The 24,429-nt window shown below is 69.8% G+C and carries 23 protein-coding genes; 12 read left to right on the forward strand and 11 right to left on the reverse strand.

Annotation, left to right across the window (positions count from 1 at the left end):
- The first annotated feature begins 100 nt into the window (after positions 1-100).
- The 3 genes from ACWEFJ_RS00455 to rfbA all read left to right on the forward strand — a co-directional run bounded on the left by ACWEFJ_RS00455 (position 101) and on the right by rfbA (position 2,070).
- Positions 101-592, forward strand: coding sequence for a YajQ family cyclic di-GMP-binding protein (locus ACWEFJ_RS00455; RefSeq protein ID WP_378087416.1), 492 nt, complete (start codon positions 101-103; stop codon positions 590-592).
- Positions 593-876: 284 nt separating this feature from the next.
- Positions 877-1,035: a hypothetical protein gene (locus ACWEFJ_RS00460; protein ID WP_449712483.1), complete on the forward strand. Its 159-nt coding sequence runs from the start codon at positions 877-879 to the stop codon at positions 1,033-1,035.
- Between the two features lie 159 nt (positions 1,036-1,194).
- Positions 1,195-2,070, forward strand: coding sequence for a glucose-1-phosphate thymidylyltransferase RfbA (gene rfbA / locus ACWEFJ_RS00465; RefSeq protein WP_378087418.1), 876 nt, complete (start codon positions 1,195-1,197; stop codon positions 2,068-2,070).
- 12 nt (positions 2,071-2,082) lie between these two features.
- Here rfbA and htpX read toward each other — a convergent pair whose 3' ends face one another.
- From htpX to ACWEFJ_RS00485, 4 genes are read right to left on the reverse strand one after another with little or no spacing between them, the layout of a single operon-like run.
- Positions 2,083-2,943: a zinc metalloprotease HtpX gene (htpX, locus tag ACWEFJ_RS00470; RefSeq protein WP_449712484.1), complete on the reverse strand. Its 861-nt coding sequence runs from the start codon at positions 2,941-2,943 to the stop codon at positions 2,083-2,085.
- An 18-nt stretch (positions 2,944-2,961) separates the two neighbouring features.
- A complete protein-coding gene (locus ACWEFJ_RS00475) occupies positions 2,962-3,453 on the reverse strand; it encodes a 4Fe-4S binding protein (RefSeq protein WP_378087422.1) in 492 nt (163 codons plus the stop codon).
- The gene (locus tag ACWEFJ_RS00480) at positions 3,446-4,033 is read right to left on the reverse strand and encodes an NADH-quinone oxidoreductase subunit C (protein ID WP_449712485.1); all 588 of its coding nucleotides are present in this window, start codon (positions 4,031-4,033) and stop codon (positions 3,446-3,448) included. Before ACWEFJ_RS00480 ends, ACWEFJ_RS00475 begins: the two co-directional genes overlap by 8 nt.
- Positions 4,030-4,449, reverse strand: coding sequence for an NADH-quinone oxidoreductase subunit B (locus ACWEFJ_RS00485; RefSeq protein WP_378087426.1), 420 nt, complete (start codon positions 4,447-4,449; stop codon positions 4,030-4,032). The genes ACWEFJ_RS00480 and ACWEFJ_RS00485 overlap by 4 nt, the downstream gene beginning before the upstream one ends.
- A gap of 241 nt (positions 4,450-4,690) precedes the next feature.
- Here ACWEFJ_RS00485 and ACWEFJ_RS00490 point away from each other — a divergent pair, with 241 nt between their 5' ends.
- The gene (locus ACWEFJ_RS00490) at positions 4,691-5,728 is read left to right on the forward strand and encodes a LysR family transcriptional regulator (RefSeq protein WP_378087427.1); all 1,038 of its coding nucleotides are present in this window, start codon (positions 4,691-4,693) and stop codon (positions 5,726-5,728) included.
- A gap of 10 nt (positions 5,729-5,738) precedes the next feature.
- On the opposite strand, the gene ACWEFJ_RS00495 is transcribed toward ACWEFJ_RS00490, so the two are convergent.
- Together ACWEFJ_RS00495 and ACWEFJ_RS00500 are read right to left on the reverse strand one after the other, a co-directional pair.
- The gene (locus tag ACWEFJ_RS00495) at positions 5,739-5,906 is read right to left on the reverse strand and encodes a hypothetical protein (RefSeq protein WP_378087430.1); all 168 of its coding nucleotides are present in this window, start codon (positions 5,904-5,906) and stop codon (positions 5,739-5,741) included.
- Positions 5,907-6,007: 101 nt separating this feature from the next.
- Positions 6,008-6,769, reverse strand: a complete 762-nt coding sequence (locus tag ACWEFJ_RS00500) for an AraC family transcriptional regulator (protein ID WP_449712486.1) — start codon at positions 6,767-6,769, stop codon at positions 6,008-6,010.
- Positions 6,770-6,833: 64 nt separating this feature from the next.
- Between ACWEFJ_RS00500 and ACWEFJ_RS00505 the strand changes: the two genes are divergently transcribed.
- From ACWEFJ_RS00505 to ACWEFJ_RS00515, 3 genes are all read left to right on the forward strand, one after another.
- On the forward strand, positions 6,834-7,403 hold the full coding sequence (locus ACWEFJ_RS00505) for a TIGR03086 family metal-binding protein (protein ID WP_449712487.1): 570 nt from the start codon (positions 6,834-6,836) through the stop codon (positions 7,401-7,403).
- A 165-nt stretch (positions 7,404-7,568) separates the two neighbouring features.
- Positions 7,569-8,384, forward strand: a complete 816-nt coding sequence (locus ACWEFJ_RS00510) for an SAM-dependent methyltransferase (RefSeq protein ID WP_449712488.1) — start codon at positions 7,569-7,571, stop codon at positions 8,382-8,384.
- 218 nt (positions 8,385-8,602) lie between these two features.
- Positions 8,603-9,178 carry an HAAS signaling domain-containing protein gene (locus ACWEFJ_RS00515; protein ID WP_449712489.1) on the forward strand — a complete coding sequence of 192 codons (576 nt, stop codon included), beginning with the start codon at positions 8,603-8,605 and terminating at the stop codon, positions 9,176-9,178.
- A 562-nt stretch (positions 9,179-9,740) separates the two neighbouring features.
- On the opposite strand, the gene ACWEFJ_RS00520 is transcribed toward ACWEFJ_RS00515, so the two are convergent.
- Together ACWEFJ_RS00520 and ddaH are read right to left on the reverse strand one after the other, a co-directional pair.
- A complete protein-coding gene (locus ACWEFJ_RS00520; RefSeq protein ID WP_449712490.1) occupies positions 9,741-11,987 on the reverse strand; it encodes a hypothetical protein in 2,247 nt (748 codons plus the stop codon).
- Positions 11,988-13,170: 1,183 nt separating this feature from the next.
- Positions 13,171-14,049: a dimethylargininase gene (gene ddaH, locus ACWEFJ_RS00525; protein ID WP_378087438.1), complete on the reverse strand. Its 879-nt coding sequence runs from the start codon at positions 14,047-14,049 to the stop codon at positions 13,171-13,173.
- A gap of 75 nt (positions 14,050-14,124) precedes the next feature.
- Between ddaH and ACWEFJ_RS00530 the strand changes: the two genes are divergently transcribed.
- The 4 genes from ACWEFJ_RS00530 (at position 14,125) to ACWEFJ_RS00545 (ending at position 18,525) form a co-directional block, all read left to right on the forward strand.
- A complete protein-coding gene (locus ACWEFJ_RS00530; protein ID WP_378087440.1) occupies positions 14,125-14,565 on the forward strand; it encodes an Lrp/AsnC family transcriptional regulator in 441 nt (146 codons plus the stop codon).
- Between the two features lie 10 nt (positions 14,566-14,575).
- Entirely contained in the window at positions 14,576-15,337 is a 762-nt protein-coding gene (locus tag ACWEFJ_RS00535) for an enoyl-CoA hydratase (RefSeq protein WP_378087441.1), read from the forward strand.
- A gap of 219 nt (positions 15,338-15,556) precedes the next feature.
- Entirely contained in the window at positions 15,557-17,473 is a 1,917-nt protein-coding gene (locus ACWEFJ_RS00540; protein ID WP_378087443.1) for a 2-oxoacid:acceptor oxidoreductase subunit alpha, read from the forward strand.
- Positions 17,470-18,525, forward strand: coding sequence for a 2-oxoacid:ferredoxin oxidoreductase subunit beta (locus ACWEFJ_RS00545; protein WP_378087445.1), 1,056 nt, complete (start codon positions 17,470-17,472; stop codon positions 18,523-18,525). The genes ACWEFJ_RS00540 and ACWEFJ_RS00545 overlap by 4 nt, the downstream gene beginning before the upstream one ends.
- 69 nt (positions 18,526-18,594) lie before the next feature.
- On the opposite strand, the gene ACWEFJ_RS00550 is transcribed toward ACWEFJ_RS00545, so the two are convergent.
- Complete coding sequence (locus ACWEFJ_RS00550; RefSeq protein WP_449712491.1) at positions 18,595-20,541, reverse strand: sunset domain-containing protein; 1,947 nt, start codon at positions 20,539-20,541, stop codon at positions 18,595-18,597.
- Positions 20,542-20,737: 196 nt separating this feature from the next.
- Between ACWEFJ_RS00550 and rarD the strand changes: the two genes are divergently transcribed.
- Positions 20,738-21,661 carry an EamA family transporter RarD gene (rarD, locus tag ACWEFJ_RS00555; RefSeq protein WP_378087449.1) on the forward strand — a complete coding sequence of 308 codons (924 nt, stop codon included), beginning with the start codon at positions 20,738-20,740 and terminating at the stop codon, positions 21,659-21,661.
- A gap of 172 nt (positions 21,662-21,833) precedes the next feature.
- On the opposite strand, the gene ACWEFJ_RS00560 is transcribed toward rarD, so the two are convergent.
- Positions 21,834-22,835, reverse strand: a complete 1,002-nt coding sequence (locus ACWEFJ_RS00560) for a polyprenyl synthetase family protein (protein ID WP_378087451.1) — start codon at positions 22,833-22,835, stop codon at positions 21,834-21,836.
- A gap of 21 nt (positions 22,836-22,856) precedes the next feature.
- On the reverse strand, positions 22,857-24,428 hold the full coding sequence (gene nuoN, locus ACWEFJ_RS00565) for an NADH-quinone oxidoreductase subunit NuoN (RefSeq protein ID WP_378087453.1): 1,572 nt from the start codon (positions 24,426-24,428) through the stop codon (positions 22,857-22,859).
- Position 24,429 lies beyond the last annotated feature (1 nt).

Genomic DNA, 24,429 nt, shown 5'->3' on the forward strand with positions numbered 1-24,429 from the left:
GGTGGAGACAATACATAAGCCCGCGGGGACGTGTGCAACCGGGTTCCCCGGTAGGCTCCCGGGCAGTTCCGGACCCCACCTACGCGGAGGTAGCGAGCACGTGGCAGACCCGTCGTTCGACGTGGTGAGCAAGGTCGACCGCCAGGAGGTCGACAACGCGCTCAACCAGGCCGCCAAGGAGCTGAGCACCCGGTTCGACTTCCGCGGCACGGGCACCCAGGTGTCCTGGGCCGGCGAGGAGGCGATCACCTTCCAGTCCGAGACCGAGGAGCGGTGCCGGGCGGCGATCGACGTCTTCCAGGAGAAGCTGGTCAAGCGCGGCATCTCGATGAAGGCCTTCGAGATCGGCGACCCGACCCCGTCGGGCAAGGTGTTCAAGGTGACCGGCACGATCGTCCAGGGCATCTCGAGCGAGAAGGCCAAGGAGATCGCGAAGAAGGTCCGCGACGAGGGCCCGAAGGGCGTGCAGGCCCAGATCCAGGGCGACCAGCTGCGCATCTCCGGCAAGAAGAAGGACCACCTGCAGGACGTCATCGCGCTGCTGAAGAACTCCGACTTCGGCATCGCGCTGCAGTTCACCAACTACCGGTGACCCCTCGCGCCGTGTGACGACGACCACGTGCCGCCGCTCTGACCGCCGTCCGCCGCGCGACCGGGCCGGGTAGCGTCCCCGCGACGTCCGGCCCCGGGCGCGCCCGGGGCGGGTGGTCGACCCGCCGCACGCGTCGCCGCGTGGCAGGACTTCCGCGAAGCCGTCGACCACCTCCACGCTGCCGACCCACGTGTCCGCAGCGGCGCTCCTGCGGCCGCGGTGGCGACCGGCGATCGTCCACCTCGAAGCCGACCTGGGCACGGTGCGCGCACGGCTGCGCCGGCGTGGCGACCCCGCGACCCCGCGCCACCCTGGAGCAGCGGGTGGCGACGGCCGGGCGTGACGGCAGGTCGGTGACGAACGTCACGATCCGGGCCGACGACGCGGGCCGCACGCCGGCGGAGTTCACGGCCTGGGTGCTCGATCACTACGCGTTGCGGTGATCGCCGGGGCCGTGGTGGAGTCGGTGAGGGGCCGCCGGCGGTAACGGCGGCCAACCGGGGCCCGACATCGTGGGTGGCCCGGTGTCAGGACGAGCCGGTCGCCGTCGGCGCGCGTCGGCGCCCGGTCGGGCGACACCCGAACTACAGCGAAGAGGACCGATGAAGGGCATTGTCCTGGCAGGCGGCGCGGGCACGCGGCTGCACCCGATCACGCACGCGGTGTCGAAGCAGATGCTGCCCGTCTACGACAAGCCGATGATCTACTACCCGATCTCGGTGCTCATGCTGGCCGGCATCCGCGAGATCCTGGTCATCTCCACGCCCGACGACCTGCCGATGTTCCGCCGGCTGCTGGGCGACGGCTCGCAGTTCGGCATCCGCTTCGAGTACGCCGAGCAGCCGCAGCCGAACGGGCTGGCCGAGGCGTTCGTCATCGGCGCGGACTTCATCGGCGACGACCAGGTGGCCCTCATCCTGGGCGACAACATCTTCTACGGCCAGGGCTTCTCCCGCACGCTCCAGTCGGAGGTGCGGGACGTCGACGGCTGCGTCCTGTTCGGCTACCCCGTCCGCGACCCGCAGCGCTACGGCGTCGGCGAGGTCGACCGGGACGGGCGGCTGGTCTCGATCGAGGAGAAGCCGGCCGAGCCGAAGTCGAACACCGCCATCACCGGCCTCTACCTCTACTCCAACGACGTGGTGAAGATCGCGCAGGGGCTGACGCCGTCGGCCCGGGGCGAGCTGGAGATCACCGACGTCAACCTGACCTACCTGCGGCAGGGCCGCGCCAAGCTGGTCGACCTCGGCCGCGGCTTCGCGTGGCTGGACACCGGCACGAACGACGCGATGCTCGAAGCCGGCCAGTTCGTGCAGGTGCTGGAGCACCGCCAGGGCATCCGCTTCGCCTGCCTGGAGGAGATCGCCCTGCGGATGGGGTACATCACCGCCGACCAGTGCCTCGCGCTGGGCCAGGCCATGCCGAACTCGGCCTACGGCGAGTACGTGGTGCGGCTGGCGCGCGAAGCGGGGGCCTGACCGCCGCCGGGCTCAGTGCCGGCGGGCCAGGTCCTCCAGCCGGCGCACCCGGTCGGCGATCGGCGGGTGCGTGGCGAACAGCCTGGCCAGGTTCTCCCCCGCCCGGAACGGGCTCGCGATCAGCAGGTGCGACTGGGCGACCACGGCGGGCTCCGGGGCCAGCGGCGCGGCCCGGGTGCCCGCGTCGATCTTGCGCAGCGCCGAGGCCAGCGCCAGCGGGTCGCCGGTCAGCTCCGCGCCGGACTGGTCGGCCTGGTACTCGCGGGACCGGCTGACGGCCATCCGCACGATGCCCGCCGCGATGGGACCGAGCACCGCGATGAGCAGCATCGCGAACGGGTTGGGCCGGTCCTCGTCGTCGCCGCCGAAGACGCTCGCGAAGACGGCCAGGTTCGCCAGGGCGCTGACCACGCTCGCCAGCGCGCCCGCCACGCACGAGATCAGGATGTCGCGGTGGTAGACGTGCGACAGCTCGTGCCCGAGCACGGCGCGCAGCTCGCGCTCGTCCAGCAGGTCGAGGATGCCGGTCGTGCAGCAGACGGCGGCGTTGCGCGGGTTGCGGCCGGTGGCGAACGCGTTCGGCGCGATGGTGGGGCTGAGGTACAGGCGCGGCATGGGCTGGCGCGCGTTCCGGGCCAGCTCGCGGACGATCCGGTACAGCGCGGGCTGCTCCACCTCGGACACCGGCCGGGCGCGCATGGCGCGCAGCGCGAGCTTGTCCGAGTTGAAGTACGCGTAGCCGTTGACGCCCAGGGCCAGCAGCAGCCCGACGACCAGGGCGGTGCGCCCGAACAGCGAGCTGATCGCCACGATCAACACGCTCATCGCAGCGAGCAGCAACGCGGTCTTCAACGCGTTGTAGTGCTTGTGCACGCTGGGCCTCCGGCTGGTCTACGTCCTCTCCCTCAACGCGCCCGGTCGGCGCGGGGTTCCGGTACCGGGACGTGCCGGGCGTGTGGCGGTGGTCTCCGGGGCGGGTTCGGCGCCGGCGTCCAGCGGCGGCGGTGGCGGCACGTGCGCGACCCAGGTGGCCAGCACGTCGCGTTCCTGGACCAGCTCGGCGACCGCGCCGTCCCCGTCCGGGCCGCCCGTGCCGGGGTAGGAGAAGTCCGGGGCCCAGTGCAGGGCGTCGAACGGGCACGCCTCGACGCAGATGCCGCAGTACAGGCACTGCCCGTAGTCGATGGCGAACCGGTCGAGCACGTTGCGCGCCCGCGGCCGGGCGCGGCCGGGGCCCGCGTCCCCCGGCTGCTCCTCGACCTCGGTGTGCGAGTCGATGTGGATGCACCAGTCGGGGCACTCGCGGGCGCAGATCATGCACACCGTGCAGTTGGCCTCCAGCAGCGCGATGACGCCGCGGGTGCGCGGGGGCAGGTCAGCCACGGTCCTCCTCCGTCCGGTCGGGTTCGCGGCGCGGTCCCCACGACGGGTCCGGCACGCCGGGCGGCGCGGCCCGCCTGCGGCTGGGCGCGGACGTGCCGTCCTCGCCCGGTTCGAGCCGGCCGGGCCACGGGCGCACCACGCGGGAGGCCAGCACGAAGTCCTTGCGCAGCGGGTGGCCGCTGAAGCCGTCGGGGAGCAGCAGGTGGGCCGGCTCGCCGTCGGCGAGGGCGATGCCGAACATCTCCGCGGCCTCGCGCTCGTGCCACGCCGCGCCCGCCCAGAGCGGGGCGACGCTGGGCAGCGCGTCGTCCGGGCCCAGTTCGGTGCGCAGCAGCACGCCGTCCTTGGTGCCGGGGTCCAGCACGTGCAGCAGCACGGCGTGGCGCTGCCCGACCGCGCCGGGCCGGCCGGCGTCCTCGACGCCGAGCCAGTCGAACTGCGTGCAGCCCAGCTCGTCGCGGGCGTGCCGGGCGGCGGCGAGCCAGCCGGGCAGCGGCACGTGCGCGGTCGTCTGGCCGAACGCCGTCTTGACCAGGGCGTCGGGGATGCGGGAGGCCAGGGCCTCGGCGGCGGCGCTCACGACACCAGCCGGTGCAGCGCGGCGAGGCCGTCGAGCAGCGCCTCGGGTCGTGGCGGGCACCCCGGGACGGCGACGTGCACCGGCAGGGCCTGGTCGATGCCCTTGGTGACGCTGTAGGAGTCCCAGTACGGGCCGCCGGTGTTGCTGCACGCGCCGACGGAGATCACATAACGGGGTTCCGGCATCTCCTGGTAGCTCGCGATCACCGCGGGCAGCATGACGTCGGTGACCGTGCCGGAGACGACGAGCACGTGGGCCTCACCCGCCGAGCGCACCGGGTCGACGCCCAGCGCGGCCAGGTGTTCGGGCCGGTGGCCCTCGAGCGCGGCCATGACCTCGACGCCGCAGCAGGCGAGGCCGAGGTCGAGCACGGTGACCCGGTACTTCGTGCCCCAGTCCAGGGTGGAAACCGTCACGGGGGTGAGGTTAATACGTGGGGGCCCGCCGAGCTGCCGCCCGGCGGGCCCCCAACCCCCCAATACCCCCCTGATTGCTCCCACGTGAACACGCACCTGGTTGCGGCAGAAGTCTCTTACGGATCGCGTATACCTGTCCAGGGAAATCCATCAAGATCTTCGGATAATTTCAGCACGAACTGTGGTCAAGTTCAGTACAACTAATCGGTAGAACATCACGCCCCGACCCGAGAGGCCCTGCATGTCGACCTCGGCCCAACTGCGACTGCCCGCGGGCAACCAGCTCAGCAGGCTCCTGCACACCTCGCCCCTGCTGATGGACACCACGTTGGACCAGCTCAGGACCTTGATCGCGGTGCACGAGACGCGGTCGGCGCTGCGCGCGGCGCGGGTGCTCGGGCGGGAGCAGTCCAGCGTGCAGAAGCAGATCGACACGTTGAACCGCAACTTCAAGTCGTTGTGCGGCGAGCCGCTGGTCGTCAAGCAGGGCCGGGGAAAGGACGTGCTGATCACGCCGACCGGCGAGGCGTTGGTTGAATTGGCACGTACCACGTTGACCGAGTGGCTGGATTCGATTCACGAGTGCCGGCGCAGGCTCGGCACCACGCTCACCGTGGGCACGACCCGGTTCATGCTGGACTCGCTGGCCAAGGCGTGGCACCACGTGGCGGACGACTTCCGCAGGCGGGACGTGGAGCTGAAGGTCGTGCACATCCGCACGAAGGACATCTGGACGAGCCTCGAGTCCAAGGAGGTCGACATCGTGTGCGGGAGCGTGGTGACGCACGCGGGTCGCAACAGCGGGTTCGAGGAGTTCGACGTGATCGAGTGGCGGCGGGGCGGGTTGGCGCTGCTCACGAACCTGCCGGAGAGCCGGCTGGGCACGAGCGTCGGCACCGGGGAGTTGCCGAAGCTGCCCCTCGTCGTGCCCGGGGACGGGTTGATCGCGGAATTCCTGCGCGGGTGGTTCGGACCGGACTACCGGAACGAACTGGACATAGCGGCGGAAATCGACGAGATCCAGTACGGCATGTCGCTGCTGAGGTCCGGGCTCGTCGAGGGCTGCATGATCGTCACGTCGGGCCTGGGCGTGGTGGCCGCGAACAACGAGCTGCGGGAGGGGTCCGGGCTGCGGGTGGTCGAGCTGACCAACGACCGCAAGCCGCAGCTGGAGCGCCTGGTCGGGGTCTTCGCCCGCAAGGAGGAGCGGGCGAAGTTCCCGGCCGACCACCCGTTGAACCTGCTGTGGGCGGCGTTCCAGCGCGAGGTGCCGGACTAGCGGCGGGCGGTCACCGCGCCGGGCCCGACGGTCGTTCCTCGCGGCGGCGTTGGGCTTGGCGCACCAGCCACTCCAGACCGGTGAGAGGCTTGCGGACCTCAGGCTTCTGCCGTTCCACGGGCTCCTCCTGCTCCTGTTGCGGTTGGGGCGACGGACGCTGGGCGTCGAGGTCGTTCATGGCGCGCTCCCTACCTTGGTCGACAGCGAGTGCCGTCGATCGGAGCACCGACCGGGGTCCGTCCGCTAGAGCGATCAGCCCTATGGGTGACTGCGATCGGCTCAGCGCCGGTCGGCGGAGGGAGTGCCCGGATAGCGCTCGGCGTACCGGGTGGGCGTCTCGCCGAACATGGCGGTGAAGTCGCGGACGAAGTGCGACTGGTCGGCGTAGCCCAGGTCGGCGGCCAGCGCCGCCCAGTCGATCCGGCCGCCCGCCGCCATCCGCTCGGTGGCCTCGCGCAGGCGGTAGCGGCGGATCACCCACTTCGGGCCGACGCCGACGTGCTCGGCGAACAGCCGCTGCAGGCCCCGGACGCTGCCGCCGACCTCACGCGCCAGCACGTCGACGCGGGTGATCAGGGGGTCGCGGGCGATCCGGTCGACCACCTCCACCGCCTGCCGCGCCCGCGGGTCCGGTTCGGGCAGCCGGCGGCGCAGCGCGTCCTCCACGGCGGCGAGGTCGGCGTGCTCGGGCAGGTCGGCGAAGACGGCGGAGGCGGGCAGCGTCCGGTCGGTGATGGACTGGACCGGGGCGCGCAGGAACGGCCGGAACGCGCCCGGGTGGAAGGCGACGCCGAAGACCCGGCCCTCGCCGTCCAGCTCCTTGACCACGTGCCCGCTGGACACCCCGCTCAGCACGGCCCCGCCCGCGTGGAACGTCAGGTGGACGTTCGGGTAGGGCACGATCAGCTGCCGGTACGGCCGGTCGTAACGCCACTCGACCACCCAGTAGCGGGCGACGTGGGCGGCCAGGTCGGGCGAGGGCGGGTGGAACTCGTGGCGCTGGTGCCGCCGCCACGCCAGCTCCCGCTCGTCCCTGGTCACGTCGCCGAGCGTATGTCGCGTTCGTTCAATACAGCCGCGGCGGGCGGTTCCTACGGTGTCCCGCATGTCCCGTGAGCAGTTGATCGACAAAGCCGTGGCGACCGCGCTGGAGGTCGTCGGGAACATCGGGCCCGACCAGCTCGACGCGCCGACGCCGTGCACCGAGTTCGACGTCCGCAAGCTCGTGAACCACCTGCTGTTCTGGGGTCCGTCCCTGGACGGCGCGGCGCGCAAGGAGACCGTGCCGCCGCCGGCCCCGTCGGAGGCCGACGTCGACCTCACCGCGGGCGACTGGGCCGCCGACCTGGCCGCCGGCCTGCGCGCCCGGTCCGCCGCGTGGGGCGAGCCGTCGGCGTGGACCGGCACGACGTCGCTCGGCGGCCCCGACCCGATGCCCGCCGAGGTCGTCGGCGCGATGGTGCTCGGCGAGGTCGTCGTGCACACCTGGGACCTGGCGCGGGCCACCGGCCAGGCGCCGACGTGGGACGGCGGTCTGCTGGAGTTCGTCCACGCCGACCTGGTGCGGACCGCGCCGACCGCGCGGTCGATGGGGCTGTTCGGGCCGGAGGTGCGGGTGCCGGCGGACGCGCCGCTGATCGACCGGGTGGTGGCGCTGACGGGCCGGACGCCGTAGTCGCGCCGGATGGGTTCGGCCCCGCTCGTCCGGGCGGGGCCGCACCCATCGGGAATGCCGATGACGCCTGTGCCGGTCAGGGCGGTGACGTGCGCGAACATGGGCCCTTTGTCGGGGAGGCACCACCGTTCCGCACGGAATCCATCCCACCTTAGGACGGCACCAGTGTCAGCTTCCGAGACCGCGCACCTGGATCCCGAGACGCCCAACATCGCCCGCATCTACGACTACTACCTGGGCGGCGCGTTCAACCTGCCCGCCGACCGCGAGCGCGCGGACCGCATCAAGTCGGTCCTGCCCGGCATGGAGATGCTCGCCCGCTTCAACCGCGGTTTCCTGCGGCGGGCCGTGGCCTACCTGCTCGACCAGGGCATCACCCAGTTCCTCGACCTGGGCTCCGGCCTGCCCACCGCGGGCAACACGCACGAGGTCGCGCAGGCCCGCGACCCGCGGGCCAAGGTCGTCTACGTCGACTACGAGCCGGTCGCCGTCGCGCTCGGCCGGCGCATCCTGCGCGCCAACCCCGGCGCGGTCATGGTGGAGGCCGACGCGCGCCGCCCCGAGGAGGTCTTCGCCCACCCGCGCGTGCGGGAAGTGCTCGACCTGAGCCGGCCGCTGGGCGTGATGATGACCGGCGTGATGGTGTTCGTGGGCGACCACGAGGACCCGGTCGGCCTGATGAAGTCCTACCGCGACCTGTGCGCGCCGGGCAGTCACATCGCGTTGTCGCAGTTGACCGACGAGTGCGCCGACCCGGAGACCAAGGTGCAGGTCAGGGCCATGGTGGAGGCGTACCGGGGCGTGATCGAGCAGCTCTACGTGCGCGACCGGGCGGGGGTGGAGGCGTTGTTCGAGGGGATGACCCTGGTCGAGCCGGGCGTCACCCTGATGCCCGACTGGCGTCCGCACGCGGACACCGACATCGCCACGGGCAGCCCCGCCCACCGCCTCGGCTACGCCGCCGTGGGCCGGGTGGACTGACCCCGACGCCGGTCGGCACGCGCCGACCGGCGTTCTCCACCTCTTGCCCCACGGGAACAGCGGTCCCGCACGTCTCCCGGCTCGCCGGTGTTGCCGTGGCCGGCGGTGACGGCGGCAGGTGCGCGGTGGGATCTTGGCGCGGGGGCGCGACCGACGCCGTTGAGCGAGTCGGTTGCCTGGGTCATCGCTGGGGGCGGTCAGGGATGAACAGGTCGGTCGTGGAGCATCCGCTCATTTCGTCGTACCTGGAGACTTTGCGGCAGCGCGCGGTGTCGTTGCCGCCGTCGCGGCGGGCGGAGCTGGTGGAGGAGATCGGTTCGTGGATCAGCACGTCTTTGCCCGAGTCGCCGTCGGAGGCCAACATCCGCACCGTGCTGGACCGGTTGGGCACTCCGGAGGAGATCGTGGACACCGCCACTGGTGAGGGCAGTGCCCGCGGCGTGGGTGTCGAGCCGTTGCGCCGGTGGGATCTGGTGGGCTTGTCGCTGCTGTTGTTGGGTGGCGTCGCGGTGCCACCGGTGGGGTACGTGGTCGGATCGGTGATCGTCGGCGCGTCCCGGCGGTGGTCGCCAACGGCGCGGGTGTTGCTGGTGTGGTTGCCGTGCGTGGTGGCGCTGCCGGTGGTGGCCGGGATGGTCCGGGACGGGCAGTGGTACGCGCCGGTCGACCTGGTGGCCGACCCGCGGGGCGCGGTCGGGGACTTCGTCAACCTCGGCCTGCTGGCGCTGCCTTACACGTCCGTGCAGCTGGTGACGCTGGTGGCGATCAGGCTGCTGGCCGGACGTCGCCGGTGACCCGGACGTCGGAAAACTCTGCTCCGAAGTCTCGAAGCTGGCCCACCTGGATTCCGGCGCCGTACTCCTGAAGCAGCAGGTCGTTATGTTCGACCTGCCAGGAGGCGAGACCAGGGAACCACCCCAAAGGGGCGGAATCTGCGAAACCATAGGAGCGCAGCCCTGTTCTTTGATTTGGACCGGAACTTCACTTTTGATCCGGATCGACTCGATCGACAAGTTATCGAAACCCAGTCCGATCACGCGTCCCGCGAGTCGACGCTCTCTAGTGGGCGGGCCAGCGGCTGCGCGAACTGGCGAAGAACCAGGCCAGCTAGGCGGACCTTCACTCGTCTGCTCTCTGTGGGTCTTCGGACCGTGTCCTCACACCCTTGCAGGGCCGCCTCCGGTGCCTTGCATGTCGAGCCCGTGGGCTGCCGGCCGCACGTTGGCGCGGCCGGGTCATCACCGCAGGCGGGTCCGCAATGGCTCAGAGGACACAAACGGTCAGCGGCCCGACAGTGGTCGCCTTGATGACCGAAAGAAACTGTGAACACATCCCAGCGCCAGCAGCGCTCCACGACTATCCAGCTAGCCCGGTTCTGTCAGCTACGATATCGATCGAGGCGGCGCGACCATAAAGGGCCGGACCAGAGAGCTGGCGATTGAAGTCACTCTTCAATTGATCGACGGCCTTGCCGATGACTACAGCTCGCCGGGCTTCGTCAAGACTCTCAGCCTCAGCGACACTGCCCATAATCTTGTCAAAGGTCTGCTGACTCATTCGCCGAGCCAGCTTGATCCCAAGGAGACTTGGGAATACAGACGAGAAGGCTCGCCGCGCCTCTGCCGCACTAGGGGCGAGCGTCAGAAAGTTGAGAAGGTAGTCGGGCCGCATAATGTACCTCGCCCCGCCGTTTTCTTGCACGAACTCACGACTGTAGCGCAAGATCAATGTCTCGCCCGTAAGCCACCACGTCGAATAACCGAATTCCGTCGCTTTTGACGTCTCACCTAGCTGTTTCCGCTTACCGTAGATGGCAAGCGCCATCAGTGCGTCGTTACGAGCAAGCTTCTCGCTCTTACCTACAGTAAGTTTCGCTGCCAGAGTCTCAAGATCGCCTTCATCGACAAGGGATTCGAGACCTTCCTTAGATTCGAACCGAAGACCGAAGGTGTGCTGGAGATACTGCCGTATTTCGCCATACGCCGATGGCTTACGCAGATCGGAGTAGCTGCAGAACTGGTTGACGAACGCCACCCAACTCACTGGCCTGCGACGGCCCAGGGCCTTGTTCAGTCGCGCGTACAGGTATGCCCTCAGCATTATGTGCGGTGCAGACCTCGCCATTTCGAGCGTGAGGTGATCTTCTACTTGCGCGACGTGGTTCCTGTACTCCGAGTCACACACTCGGAAGTGACTGACCAACTCGTCGAGCACCGTTTCCGATAGGACTAGCTTGGCACCCTGTTTTGAGGCCATAAGCAAGGTGTTTCTTGTCATCTGGTCGGCAGGCGCCAAGTAATGTTCGCTCAGCGCACGAACAAGTTGATCAGCACCAACAAAAAGGTTGAAGTCCCCGGCCATCTCCTGAAAGAACTCCAGCAGACGTGGCTCGGTTTTCAGCGTGAAGAGAAGCGCGTACGTTTTCGCAAGCTTCTGCAGGTACCGTCGCTCCACCGGTCGGGAGTCATAGAGCACGCCGCGCAGTAGAGAGAAGGCCGCATCGCCCACTAGCACCCGACGCTTTACGCCTAGGTCGGCCTCAGACAGTGCAATGTTCAGCGAGTCTGTGATTGTCGTATACTCTACTTGGTCATCGGCCTGAAGGAACGCGGCGAATTCAAGTCCTTCATGCTCGAACGCGATCTGCAGTGCACGGAGTGCGGCGTCTACCGCAGCCTTTAGGCCTACTTCACCCAAACCGCTCGCATGATTTACCCGAAGACGGTCGTCAAGACTTGCCCGTACTTCGAGCCTTAAAGCCTCGTCCGCAAGATTTTCTTCTTCAATACGTCGTCGCACTTCATATGGCAAACAGTAGCCGCGCTTTTCGTGAAACTTTACGGCACGTCCGCCTGGGTAGTTCTTTTTCGACATCGCGTCAAGTCGGCCAGCGAGTCGTGGCCCGACAAGTGAATTCACACTAGGAATTTCGCTACTTACTTTCGCAAGAACCTCCGCCGCCGTCAACAAATTGTTCGGGTCGGTACCCTCGAGCGCCCACAAAGCAAGCGCATCAGTTACCGAGTTAACCAGCGATTCGTTGCCGTCGCGGCGCTCGATCTCCTGCGCCAGAAATACATACACCGCAGGCGACTTGACGTGCTTCGAAACAGGAACCAAGCTCGACGCGCCGACCGACTTCAAGAAGTCTGTGTAATGACGCAGGTGTTCATCAAAAGCCCCACGGGTCGAAGGACCGTCGTTCACGTGGGCGACAATATAGTTGCCGTCACGGATTGCAACGTGAACGTCCAGTTCTTCGGAAAGTTCGCGCTCGACCTTGTCGGAGTACTTCACCGTTTGCGACGTGAAATAGACCAAATTCTTCACGTCCCGTCCGAACTCACGAAGACGTGCGACAGTCCGGCGGATTTTTCCGTCAGTGTCAACCTCTACACTACTCTGATAGAACGTTGTAACTCGTCTCGAGTCTTGATAAATCGTGCCGTCTCGCGCGTCCGCCCCGCCGTCCTTGTGCCCACCGAGAGGTACGAAGTCAACGCCAGCCAATGCAGCGTAGAAGACATTCACGAAGCGCTCGAAAGATGTGCCTTCTGATTTATCCAGTGCAATACGAGCTACGTCCGCAGGGATGTGATCCACGCACGTCCTCCCCAGGTGACTAGAAAAAGCGCACCATACGTCTGCAACAGTCAGGAGCAGAAGAGCGTTGCGTAAAATGACTACGAGCGACCACGGAGCGTTACGACGGCGGTCCCATCGCAGGAAGCAACGCTCGCGAGAGGTCGAGGAAGTCTCGGAAACTGCGGGGGAGTCGCGAGTGATCACGGAGGCGGCGCGGAAGTCGGTTACAGCCTCGACGAAGCGGAAAGACTTCACCGGCGCTGCAAGCTTGACTGCTGTCATGCCAGCGGAAGCGGCGGCATCCAGGTCGTGGTGTCGAGGGCGGAGCGGGAGAGGACAGCCTGGGCCATTGAGCCTCGGCGGGCTCGGTTATGTCGTGGACTCGGTAATGGACAGGCAGGCGAAGTGGGCCGCCTCGACGGGGCCGTCCGAGGTTGCGGAAGGTGGAAGTGTATCGCCGTTGAGGTGCGGCGGATGGCAGCTACCTGCTCGTGCTGATCTAGCCTGTGGCTGAGCCTCCCTCGTCTCGGACGGTGGGTCGGTTCGTTTACTCGGGTCGGCTGTGGGAGGAGCGCAACCTCAAGCGGCGGGCACAGGGTGCGGTTCGACCGGTGCCGAATTGCCGGCGCGGGTCGCCATCCTGCGACGGCACCTCGATACGTTCGGCACGACGCCAGACGGCTGGCTGTTCAGGGGGATAAAGTCCGAGGCCCGGTCAGTGCGGCGGTGTACTGCGACGTGTGGAAGAAGGCGCGGGTGCCCGAATCCGAAGCAGGCCCCGGTCACCGCTGGCCCGGCAACCCGTACGACGTTGTCACGCTGCCGTCTCCACCTGGCTCGCCGCAGGGCTGCCGTTGGCGGAGGTCTCGGAGCGAGCAGGGCACACCGTGGATATCCTGCTCAAGGTCTACGCGAAGGTGCTCGACGGCCAGCGCGAACCCTCTAACCGGAAGATCGACGCGCTGTTGAACGGTGATAGATAGGGCGCTCTCGCAGGTAGAGTTGACGACGAAGCCCTCGGCAATGATCTCGCCGAGGGCGTTCATTGTTCCGTGCATATTCCGTGAGCAGTGGCAGGAGGCCACAGTAAGTGGCAGTCACTCACCTACGGCCGTCACGCTCGGTAGGAGCGTTTGCGCTGGTCAGCGTGGCTACCCCACCCTGACCAGCGCAAACCTTAACGACACCACAACGGACGGGATCAGTCCCGAAGTTCCATCGTGCAGCACTTGGGGCCGCCGCCCGACTTGCGCAGCTCCGAGATGTCCACGAACACCGGCTCGAAGCCGTGACGCGCCACTTGGTCCGCCAGCGCCGTGGCCTCGACCGGCAGGATCACGTGACGGCCGTCGCACACCGCGTTCAGGCCCAGGCACGCGGCGTCGTCGGCGGTCGCGACGATGGCGTTCGGGAACAGGCGGCGCAGGACGCGGCGGCTGCCCGGGGAGAAGGCGTCCGGGTAGTAGGCGATCAGGTCGTCCGTGAGGACGAACAGGGCGACGTCCAGGTGGTAGTACCGCGGGTCGGTGAGCTGGAGCGAGATGACCGGGACGCCGAGCACCTCCTGCGCCTCGGCGTGGGCCAGCGGGTCGGTGCGGAAGCCCGTGCCGGCCAGGAGGTACTTGCCCGTCCAGGCGAAGTCGCCCTCGGCCTCGTTGGTCCGCTCCGGCATGACGACGTCGCGGTAGCCGTTGGCGAGGAACCAGCGGCGGAAGTGGTCGGCTTCGGCGGCGCGTTGCGGGGCGCGGAAGCGGGAGCCCAGGACCCGGCCGTCGATCACGGTGCCGGAGTTGGCCGAGAACACCATGTCCGGCAGGCCCGGTTGGGGTTCGATCACGGAGACCTCGTGGCCCAGGCGCTCGTAGGTCTCCTTCAGCGCCGTCCACTGCTCCATCGCGAGCGCGGTGCTGGTCGGGCGCGTGGGGTCCATCCACGGATTGATCGAGTACTCGACCGTGAAGTGCGCCGGCGGGCACATCAGGTACCGGCGGGTGGTCGGCACGCGCACCTGCGTGGCGGGCGTGGGCACCTCGAGCACGATCGGCTCGTCGCCGGGGCCCGCGAAGGAAACCGAGGTCATGGATCGAAATGTAGATTGCGGTCGGACCATCGAACAACGCCGCGATATTGCGTCTTCTGGGGCAGAATGTTGCGTGTGGACACGATCGACCAGCGAATCATTTCACGCCTGATGGCCAACGCCCGCTCCAGCTACGCCGACGTCGGCAAGGAGGTCGGCCTGTCCGCGCCCGCGGTGAAGCGGCGGGTCGACAAGCTGCTGGACACGGGCGTCCTGCGCGGCTTCACGGCCGTCGTGGACCCGGAGCAGCTCGGCTGGGGCACGGAGGCGTTCGTCGAGGTGCACTGCCGCGGCAACGTCGCGCCGCACGACATCCAGCAGCACCTGGAGCCGATGGCCGAGGTCCGGGCCGCCTACACCGTCTCCGGCGCGGCGGACGCGATCGTGCACCTGCGCGCCGCCGACATCCACCACCTCGAAACCGCGCTGGAACGCCTGCGCGCCGTCGAGATCATCGACCGCACCGTCTCGACCGTGGTGCTGTCCCGCCTCTTGGACCGACCGCCGGCACCCTAGAGTCGCGCGCATGGCCGAAGTGCTGCTGGACCGCTCCGACCGCGTGGCGGTCATCACCGTGCACGACCCGAAGCGCCGCAACGCGCTGACGCTCGACCTCTCCGACCAGCTCGTGGCGGCCGTGCGGACGTGCGAGGACGACCCCGAGGTGCACGCCGTCGTCGTCACGGGCGCGCCACCGGCCTTCTGCGCGGGCGCGGACCTGAGCGCGCTCGGCGAGGCCCGCGAGGAGGGCCTGCGCCGCATCTACGCCGGGTTCCTCGCGGTGGCCCGCTGCACGCTGCCCACGATCGCCGCCGTGGGCGGCGCGGCCGTGGGCGCGGGGCTCAACCTCGCCCTGGCCTGCGACGTGCGGCTGGTCACCGCCGACGCCCGGTTCGACGCGCGGTTCCTCCAGCTCGGCATCCACCCCGGCGGCGGGATGACGTGGATGCTCCAGCGCCTCGCCGGCACCCAGACCGCGACCGCCATGACCCTGTTCGGCCGGGTCCTGGACGGCGCCGCGGCGGTGTCCGCCGGGGTGGCCCTGGCGCGCGTCGACGGCGGGCACGACGAGCTGGTCGCCGCCGCGGTGGAGCTGGCGCGCCCTTCGGCCGAAGCGTCGCGCGAGCTGGTCCGCACCATCAAGGCGTCCATGCGCACCACCGCGGCCCTGACCGACCACGCCGAGGCGGTGGACGTCGAGCTGACGCCCCAGGCCGCCTCGATTGCCACGCCCGAGTTCCAGGCCCGGCTGGCGGCCGCGAAGGCACGCATCAGCGGCCGCGGCTGACCTGGACACGGGCCTCAAATAGCTGTAACTTCGAGTAACAGTTACCCGTCAGTATTACTCGATTACTGCCGAGTTCCGCCCTCGCGCACCAGGTGGGACGAACCGTCCCGCACAGTGGTACGGGAGAAACCGGCGGCTGGGCGGGCACGACTACCCTCGCGGAGGGGGATGGGGCACCAGACCCTCCGGCGGTTGTGAGGAAAGGGATCGGCGTAGGACATGACTACCGACGTTGGTAACGGCGCCGCGCCAGGTGGCTCGCCCGAGGACACCGCGGCCGGGCGCAACGGCGCGGTCCGCAAGCTCGACCGCGTGGTGATCCGGTTCGCCGGCGACTCCGGCGACGGCATGCAGCTCACGGGCGACCGGTTCACCTCGGAAGCCGCCGCGTTCGGCAACGACCTCGCCACCCAGCCGAACTTCCCGGCCGAGATCCGCGCGCCCCAGGGCACCCTCCCCGGCGTCTCCAGCTTCCAGCTGCACTTCGCCGACTACGACATCCTCACCCCCGGCGACCGCCCCGACGTGCTCGTGGCGATGAACCCGGCAGCGCTCAAGGCGAACATCGACGACCTGCCCAAGGGCGGGATCCTCATCGTCAACACCGACGAGTTCACCAAGCGCAACCTGGTGAAGGTCGGCTACGCGAGCGACCCGCTGGAGGACGACTCGCTCACCGACACCTACCAGGTGCACAAGGTCGCGATGGCCACGCTGACCATCGGCGCGCTGGAGCACACCGGCCTGGGCAAGAAGGACGCGGAACGGGCGAAGAACATGTTCGCCCTGGGCCTGCTGTCCTGGATGTACCACCGGCCCACCGAGGGCACCGAGCGGTTCCTGCGCGAGAAGTTCGCCAAGAAGCCCGAGATCGCCGAGGCCAACGTGCTGGCGTTCCGGGCGGGCTGGAACTACGGCGAGACCACCGAGTCGTTCGCGGTGACCTACGAGGTCGCGCCCGCCAAGCTCAACCGGGGCACGTACCGCCAGATCACCGGCAACACCGCGCTCGCCTACGGCATCATCGCCGCCGGTCAGCAGTCCGGGCTGCCCGTGGTGCTGGGCACCTACCCGATCACGCCCGCCTCCGACGTGCTGCACGAGCTGTCCAAGCACAAGCAGTTCGACGTCACCACGTTGCAGGCCGAGGACGAGATCGCGGGCATCGGCGCGGCCCTGGGCGCGTCCTACGGCGGCGCGCTCGGCGTGACCTCGACCTCCGGTCCGGGCGTGGCGCTGAAGTCCGAGACCATCGGCCTGGCCGTGATGACCGAGCTGCCGCTGGTCGTCATCGACGTGCAGCGCGGCGGCCCGTCCACCGGCCTGCCGACCAAGACCGAGCAGGCCGACCTGCTCCAGGCGATGTTCGGCCGCAACGGCGAGTCGCCGGTGGCCATCGTCGCGCCGCAGTCGCCCGCGGACTGCTTCGACGCCGCGCTGGAGGCCGCGCGCATCGCGCTGACCTACCGCACGCCGGTGCTGCTGCTGTCCGACGGCGCGATCGCCAACGGCTCCGAGCCGTGGCTGATCCCGGACCTGTCCGAGCTGCCCGACCTGAAGGTGACGTTCGCCACGGAGCCGAACGCGCCGGACGGCTCGTTCTGGCCCTACCTGCGCGACCCGGAGACGCTGGCCCGGCCGTGGGCCGTGCCCGGCACCGCGGGGCTCCAGCACCGCATCGGCGGGCTGGAGAAGGCCGACGGCACCGGCAACATCTCCTACGACCCGGTCAACCACGACACCATGGTGCGGCTGCGGCAGCGCAAGATCGACGGCATCGAGGTGCCCGACGTCGTGGTGGACGACCCGTCCGGGCAGGCGCGGGTCCTGGTCGTCGGCTGGGGCTCGTCCTACGGCCCGATCGGCGCGGCCGCGCGGCGGGTGCGCAAGCTGGGCATGCCGGTCGCGCACGCGCACCTGCGCCACCTCAACCCGTTCCCCAAGAACCTGGGCGACGTCCTCGCCCGGTACGACCGGGTCGTCGTGCCGGAGATGAACCTCGGCCAGCTGGCGCTGCTGCTGCGCGCCAAGTACCTGGTCGACGCGATCAGCTACACGAAGGTGCAGGGCCTGCCGTTCAAGGCCGAGGAGCTTCAGGACGTGCTCGCCGACGTGATCAAGGGAGTGAACGCATGACGGCGACGGAACTGGGTCTGCCGACCGTGGGTGGCCTGGTCGGCGTGCCCACGGCGGACGAGCCGCAGAAGGCCAAGGACTACAAGTCGGACCAGGAGGTCCGCTGGTGCCCCGGCTGCGGCGACTACGTCGTGCTGAACGCCGTGCAGTCCTTCCTGCCCACGCTGGGGCTCAAGCGCGAGAACATCGTGTTCGTCTCCGGGATCGGCTGCTCGTCGCGGTTCCCGTACTACATGAACACCTACGGCATGCACTCGATCCACGGGCGCGCGCCGGCCATCGCGACCGGCCTGGCCGTGGCGCGGCCCGACCTGTCGGTGTGGGTGGTGACCGGTGACGGCGACGCGCTGTCCATCGGCGGCAACCACCTCATCCACACGCTGCGCCGCAACGTGAACCTCAAGATCCTGCTGTTCAACAACCGGATCTACGGCCTGACCAAGGGCCAGTACTCGCCCACCTCCGAGGAGGGCAAGGTCACCAAGTCCACGCCGTTCGGCTCGCTGGACCACCCGTTCAACCCGGTGTCGCTGGCGCTGGGCGCGGAGGCCACGTTCGTGGGCCGCGCGGTCGACTCGGACCGGGCGGGGCTGACCGAGGTGCTGCGGCAGGCCGCCGAGCACCGCGGGTCGGCGCTGGTGGAGATCTACCAGAACTGCCCGATCTTCAACGACGGCGCGTTCGACGTGCTCAAGGACGCCGACGAGGCCGCCCGGCGGATCATCAACGTGGTCGACGGGCAGCCGATCACGTTCGGCAACGGCGAGTACGCCGTGGTCCGGGACGGTTTCGGCCTGGCCGTGGCCAAGACCTCGGACGTCGCGCCGGAGGACGTCGTGGTGCACGACGCGTCGGACCTGAACCTGGCGTTCGCGCTGTCGCGGCTCTCCACGCAGGACCTCCAGCACACCGTCACCGGCGTGTTCCGCAACGTCGCCCGCACCACGTACGACGACGCGGCGCGGGCCCAGGTGGAGCAGGCGAAGGCGGCCAAGCCCGCGGACCTGCGCGCGCTGCTGCACGGCAAGGACACCTGGACCGTCGCCGGCTGAGCCGCCCGACACGACGGAGGACCCCTGTTCCGCCTCCCGGAACAGGGGTCCTCTCGCATCACCGGGTGGTCAGGGCGCCTGGCGGAAGCCCGCCTTCTCCGCGTCGGCGGTGGTGCGGAACCAGACGTCGGCGCGGGTCTCGCGGAAGTTCGCCGAGTCGTTGGTGAAGTAGCGGCGGCCGGTCAGGGTGGCCTTCACCTGGAACTCCGGCGCGGGCGCGAGGCCGTCCGACTTCGGCAGCACCGAGCCGGGGCCGAACGGCGACCGCGGGTTGAAGCCCTCCTGCTGGCCCTGGAAGCGGGTGCTGCCGGGCGAGGGCTGACGGCCGCCGGTGCTCGGGCTGAACCCGACCGGGCGCGGTCGCACGGGGCGCGGTGGCGGCGGGGTGATCGGCTTCGGCGCGGGCGGTGCGGGCGGCGGCGTGCGCTGGGCCGCGGGGCGGGTGGGGCGCTGCGGCAGGCCGGTCGGGTGCATCGGCACGGGGTTGCCGGCCAGCAGCTCGGGCGCGAGCGTCGGCACGAACGGCTGGTCGTTGCCGGCGGACGCCGGGGCCGGGCGGGTCTGCTCGGGCTCCGGCTCCTCGTCCGAGTCCGGCAGCGGCTCGAACAGGCTGCGCGGCCGGGCGGGCTCGCCGGTCTTCGGCTCGGGCGTCGCGGGCTTCGGCTCGGCGGTCCGGGCGGGCAGCGGCCGGTCGGAGGAGGACGGGACGAACGTCGGCTCGAACGCCGGCGGGTCGACCGGCTCGGGCGCGACCTCGGGTTCGGCGACGAGTTCCGCGCCGGCGGGTTCCGGCTCGGGCGCACGCGCCGCCCGCGGCTCGGGCGTCGGCTCGGGCTCGACCTCGGGCCGGGCGTGCGACGGCTCGGTGTCGACCACGGCGCGGATGACGTCGGTCCGAGGCCCCTCCTCGTGGTCCCGGTCGTCACCCGCCGGCTCGTCGCGCGCCTGTTCGTCGCGCGCCTGTTCGTCACGCGCCGGCTCGTCGCGCTCGCTGCGGGACTGCCGGGACTCGCGCTCGCGGGTCAGCTCGTCCAGGAACGCCTCGTCGCTGGCGGTCGGCCGGACGGGCTCGGACAGCTCGCCGTGCGCCGACTCGACGTCGACGGGCGCGAAGTGGCCGGTCAGGTCGTGCTCGGGCCAGACCTGCGCCTCGGGCGCCTCGGACCGCCGCTGCTCGCCGTCCACCTCGGCGATGGCCTCGGCCAGCGCGGTGGCCGGGATGAGCGTGGTCTCGGCGGCGGGGGCCGACGTGCGTTCCGGCTCGTCCTCCTCCTCGTGACCGGCGGTGTCGACGTCCTCGTCGTAGACCTCGCCGACGGGCTCCTCGCGCCACACCTCGCGCGGCTGGAAGACCTCGACCTCCGGCGGGGCGGTCGGCTCGTCGCGGCGGGGCGCGACCTCGGCGACCGGACCGGCCGGCACGGCGGGCATCACGGTGGTCGCCTCGGCGGGCAGCTCCGGCTCGTCCTCGGGCTGCCGGGGCCGCGGGCGCGGCGCGGGCTCCGGCGTCTCGCGGCCGTCCGGCGCGGGACCGGTCTGGCCGGGGGCCAACCGGTCGAACAGGCTGCGCGGCGGCTCGGCGTCGAACTCGGGGAAGTCGTGCTGCTCCTCGAAGTCGGACAGCGGCCGGTGCTCGTCGTCCAGCTCCTCCAGCAGGGAGTCGCGCTGGTCGAGCTTCATGTTCGTGACGTCGTACCGGACGGCCTCGGGTGCGGGCGTCTCGAGCCGGGCGCGCTCGGGGGTGGCGTCGGGCCGCGCGGGCTCGGGGGTCAGCACGTCGTCCGCCAGCGACCGGGACGCCTCGACGTGCCAGTCGTCGAACTCGTCGGATGAGCCGGACCGCGACGTGGCGGAACTGCCGGACGTGCTCGTGGGGCGCGGCGAGGTGAGGAGGCGTTCCTCCAGGTCCTCCAGCTCGCGCTTGGCCGGACGCACCAGGACCAGCCAGGTCAGTGCGACGCCTGCCACGAAGGACAGCAGGCTCCACAGCCACACCTGCCCGAAGAGCGAACTCACGGGAGACCCTCCCACCGCTGCTTGTCACACCCCGACACGCTCCGCTTCCGGACCTTCACCCGGTAGGGGAAGCGGTGCCAAACTACCCTGACCTCCCGGTTCGGCGCGTGCGGCCGGCCGGACCCGTGGCCAGGGTTCGATAGTAGGCCACTTGGAGCAACTGACCAGCCAAAACGGTCGGCGTAGAGTGAGCCGTGTGCCACCGTTGACCAACGCCTCGACTGATTCGACGGGTGTCAACCGCACGAACCGGGGTATCGCTTTCGGCGTCGGCGCTTACTTCATGTGGGGCATCGTGCCCGCCTACTGGCCGTTGCTCCAGCCGGCCGGGTCGGTGGAGATCCTGGCGCACCGGATCGCGTGGTCGCTGGTGGTGATGGCGGTGCTCACCGCCGCGCTGGGCCGCTGGGCGGGCATCCGGGCGCTGTCGCTGCGCGGTTGGCTGATGGTGGCCGCCGCGTCCGTGCTCATCGCGGTCAACTGGGGCGTCTACATCCACGCGGTCAACACCGAGCACGTGGTCGAGGCGGCGCTGGGCTACTTCATCAACCCGCTGGTGAGCGTGCTGCTCGGGGTGCTCGTGCTGCGCGAGCGGTTGCGCGTGCCGCAGTACGCGGCGCTGGCCATCGCGGTGGCGGCCGTCGTCGTGCTGGCCGTCGACTACGGCCGGCTGCCGTGGATCTCGCTGGCGCTGGCGTGCTCGTTCGGTGTGTACGGGTTGTTGAAGAAGGTCGTGCCGCTGGACGCGACGGCCAGCCTGACCGCGGAGAGCGTGGTGCTCGCGCCGGTGGCGGTGGGCTACCTGCTGTGGCTGGGCCCGGCGGGCACGTTCCACTCCGGCGGCTGGGTGCACGCGCTGCTGCTGGCGTCGTCCGGGCTGGTCACGGCCGTGCCGCTGATCCTGTTCGGCGCGGGCGCGCGCCTGGTGCCGCTGACGACGATGGGGATGCTCCAGTACCTCGCGCCCGTGCTGCAGTTCGCGTGGGGCGTGTTCGTGGCGCACGAGCCGATGCCCGCGTCCCGCTGGTTCGGCTTCGCCCTGGTCTGGCTGGCCCTGGCGATCTTCACCGCCGACACCCTCCGCGCCCGCCGCCGCCTCCCCGTCCCCGACCTCCCCTGACCCCCGCGCGAGTCCAACGTCCGCGCGGCGAGAGTCCAACGTTCGGAGCACCTGAACTCAACGCTCACGCACCGACCGTTCGTCGTGAGCGTTGAACTCACGGTGCGCGAACGTTGGACTCTCGCGCTCTCAGCGTTGGACTCTCGCGCTGTGAGCGTTGGACTCTCGGGGGTCAGTGGGAGCGGGTGACGACGTACTCGCTCACGGATTCCAGGGCGTCGCGGGCGGTGCCGGCGGGGAGGACGGAGAGGGTGGCGCGGGCGCGGGCGGCGTAGTCGTCCAGGGTCCGGCGGGCACGCAGGAGGCCCGACGAAGCGCGCAGCAGGGCCAGGGCCTCGTCCACCTCGGCGTCGTCCTCGATGGGACCGGCCAGCAGCGTGGCCAGGCGCGACTCCGGCTCGTCCTGCAGCGCGTACAGCATGGGCAGCGTCTTGACGCCCTCGCGCAGGTCCGTGCCGGGCGTCTTGCCCGACTCCTCCGACGGCGACGCGATGTCGATGACGTCGTCGGAGATCTGGAACGCCGCCCCGATGACCTCGCCGTACGCGCGCAGCGCCTCCACCTGCTCCGGCGTGACGTCGGAGAACATCGCGCCGAACCGGGCCGCCGTGGCGATCAGCGAGCCGGTCTTCTCCGCGATCGTGGTCAGGTAGTGCGCGACCGGGTCCTCGCCGGCCCGCGGACCCATCGTCTCCCGCATCTGGCCCGTCACCAGCTCGGAGAACGTCTGCGCGATGATCCGCGCCGCGCCCGTGCCCAGGTCGGCCACCAGCGCCGACGCGTGCGCGAACAGGTAGTCGCCGGTCAGGATCGCGATGCTGTTGTCCCACTTGGCGTTGGCCGACTCCGCGCCGCGGCGCATGGTGGCCTCGTCCATCACGTCGTCGTGGTACAGCGTGGCGAGGTGGGTCAGCTCCACCACCGCCGCCGCCTTGATCACGCTCTCGCGGTCCCACGTGCCGCCGAACTGGGCGGACAGGATGGTGAACAGCGGGCGGATGCGCTTGCCGCCCGCGGACACCAGGTGCAAGGACGTCTCCATCACCGGGTGGAAGTCGCTCTGCACGACCTTGTGCAACAGCGCTTCCACCTCGGCCAGGCCGTCCTGAACCACCTCCGCGAGCACGGGGTCCGAAAACCGGAACCCCGTCCCCGCCCGCTCGCTACTGGTCACGGCTACAGAGCCTACGTACCACTAGAAGATGAACGTTCCGGCACCCGCCCAATCGAGGGCAAACGACGGGAAGACGCCCAGCACCAGCGTGACCGCCGCGCCGAGCGTGATGGCCACCGTGGTGAACGCGCCGGGCACGCTCACCGTCGGGCCGTCCGCCGCGGGCTCGCTGAAGTACATCAGCACGATCACCCGCAGGTAGAAGAACGCCGCCACCGCGCTCGCCACCAGGGCGACGACCACCAGCGGCACCATCTCGGCCTCCACGGCCGCCGCGAACACCACGAACTTGCCGACGAACCCGCTGGTCAGCGGCAGACCGGCGAGCGCGAGCAGCAGGAACGTGAACACGCCCGCGACCACCGGCGACCGCTTGGCCAACCCGGCCCACTGGGACAGGTGGGTGGCCTCGCCGTCGCCGTTGCGCACCAGGCTGACGATGCCGAACGCGGCGATCGTGGTGAAGCCGTAGGCCATCAGGTAGAACATCGTGCCGGACAGGCCCTGGTCGTTCAGCGAGATCGCGCCGATGAGCAGGAAGCCGGCGTGCGCCACGGACGAGTACGCGATCATCCGCTTCACGTCGGTCTGGGTCAGGCCGAGGACCGCGCCGATCACCATGGACACGATCGCCACGGCCCACAGGACGCCGTTCCACTCCCAGCTCGACCGCTCGAACGCGCCGTAGAGCACGCGCAGGATGCCGCCGAACGCCGCGACCTTCGTGCACGCCGCCATGAACGCCGTCACCGGCGTGGGCGAGCCCTGGTAGACGTCGGGCGTCCACGCGTGGAACGGGCCGACCGACGCCTTGAACAGCAGGCCCACCACGAGCAGGCCGAAGCCCGCGTACAGCAGCGTGTCGGACCGGTCGGTGGCCGTGGTCGCGGTGGCGATGTCGGACAGCTTCACCGAGCCCGCGTAGCCGTACAGCAGGGCCACGCCGTACAGGAAGAACGCCGACGCGAACGCGCCCAGCAGGAAGTACTTCACCGCGGCCTCCTGCGACAGCAGGCGGCGACGGCGGGCCAGGCCGCACATCAGGTACAGCGGCAGGGACAGCACTTCCAGCGCGATGAACATGGTCAGCAGGTCGTTCGCCGCGACGAACGTCATCATCCCGCCCAGCGCGAACAGCGTCAGCGGGAACACCTCGGTCTGCATCTCCTGCCGGCGCAGCTTCTCGCGCACGCCGACCGGCGCGCCCGGCAGGATCGAGGCGTCGGCGACGAACGCCCCGCCCGGCTCGACCGACCGGTCCGCGATGAGCAGCACCGCGCCCAGGCCGAGCAGCAGCAACGTGCCCCACAGGAAGATCACCGGGCGGTCGACCGCGATGGTGCCCGCCAGGGTCAGCTTGCCCTGTTCGAGCGTGCTGTCCGCGGACGCGTGCAGCACCACCCCGGCGCCCGCGGCGGCCAGCGCGAGCAGGGTGAGCACGACCTGCGCGCTCCACCGCTGCCCCTTGGGCAGGAACGCCTCGAACAGCACGCTGAGGCAGGCCGCGCCGAGCACGATCAGCAACGGTGCGACGGCCCCGTAGTCGATCTCCGGGGCTTGCAGCCGCTCCACTTGCGAGAGGAACGTCGTCACG

Source organism: Actinosynnema sp. NPDC004786 (genome assembly GCF_053601135.1).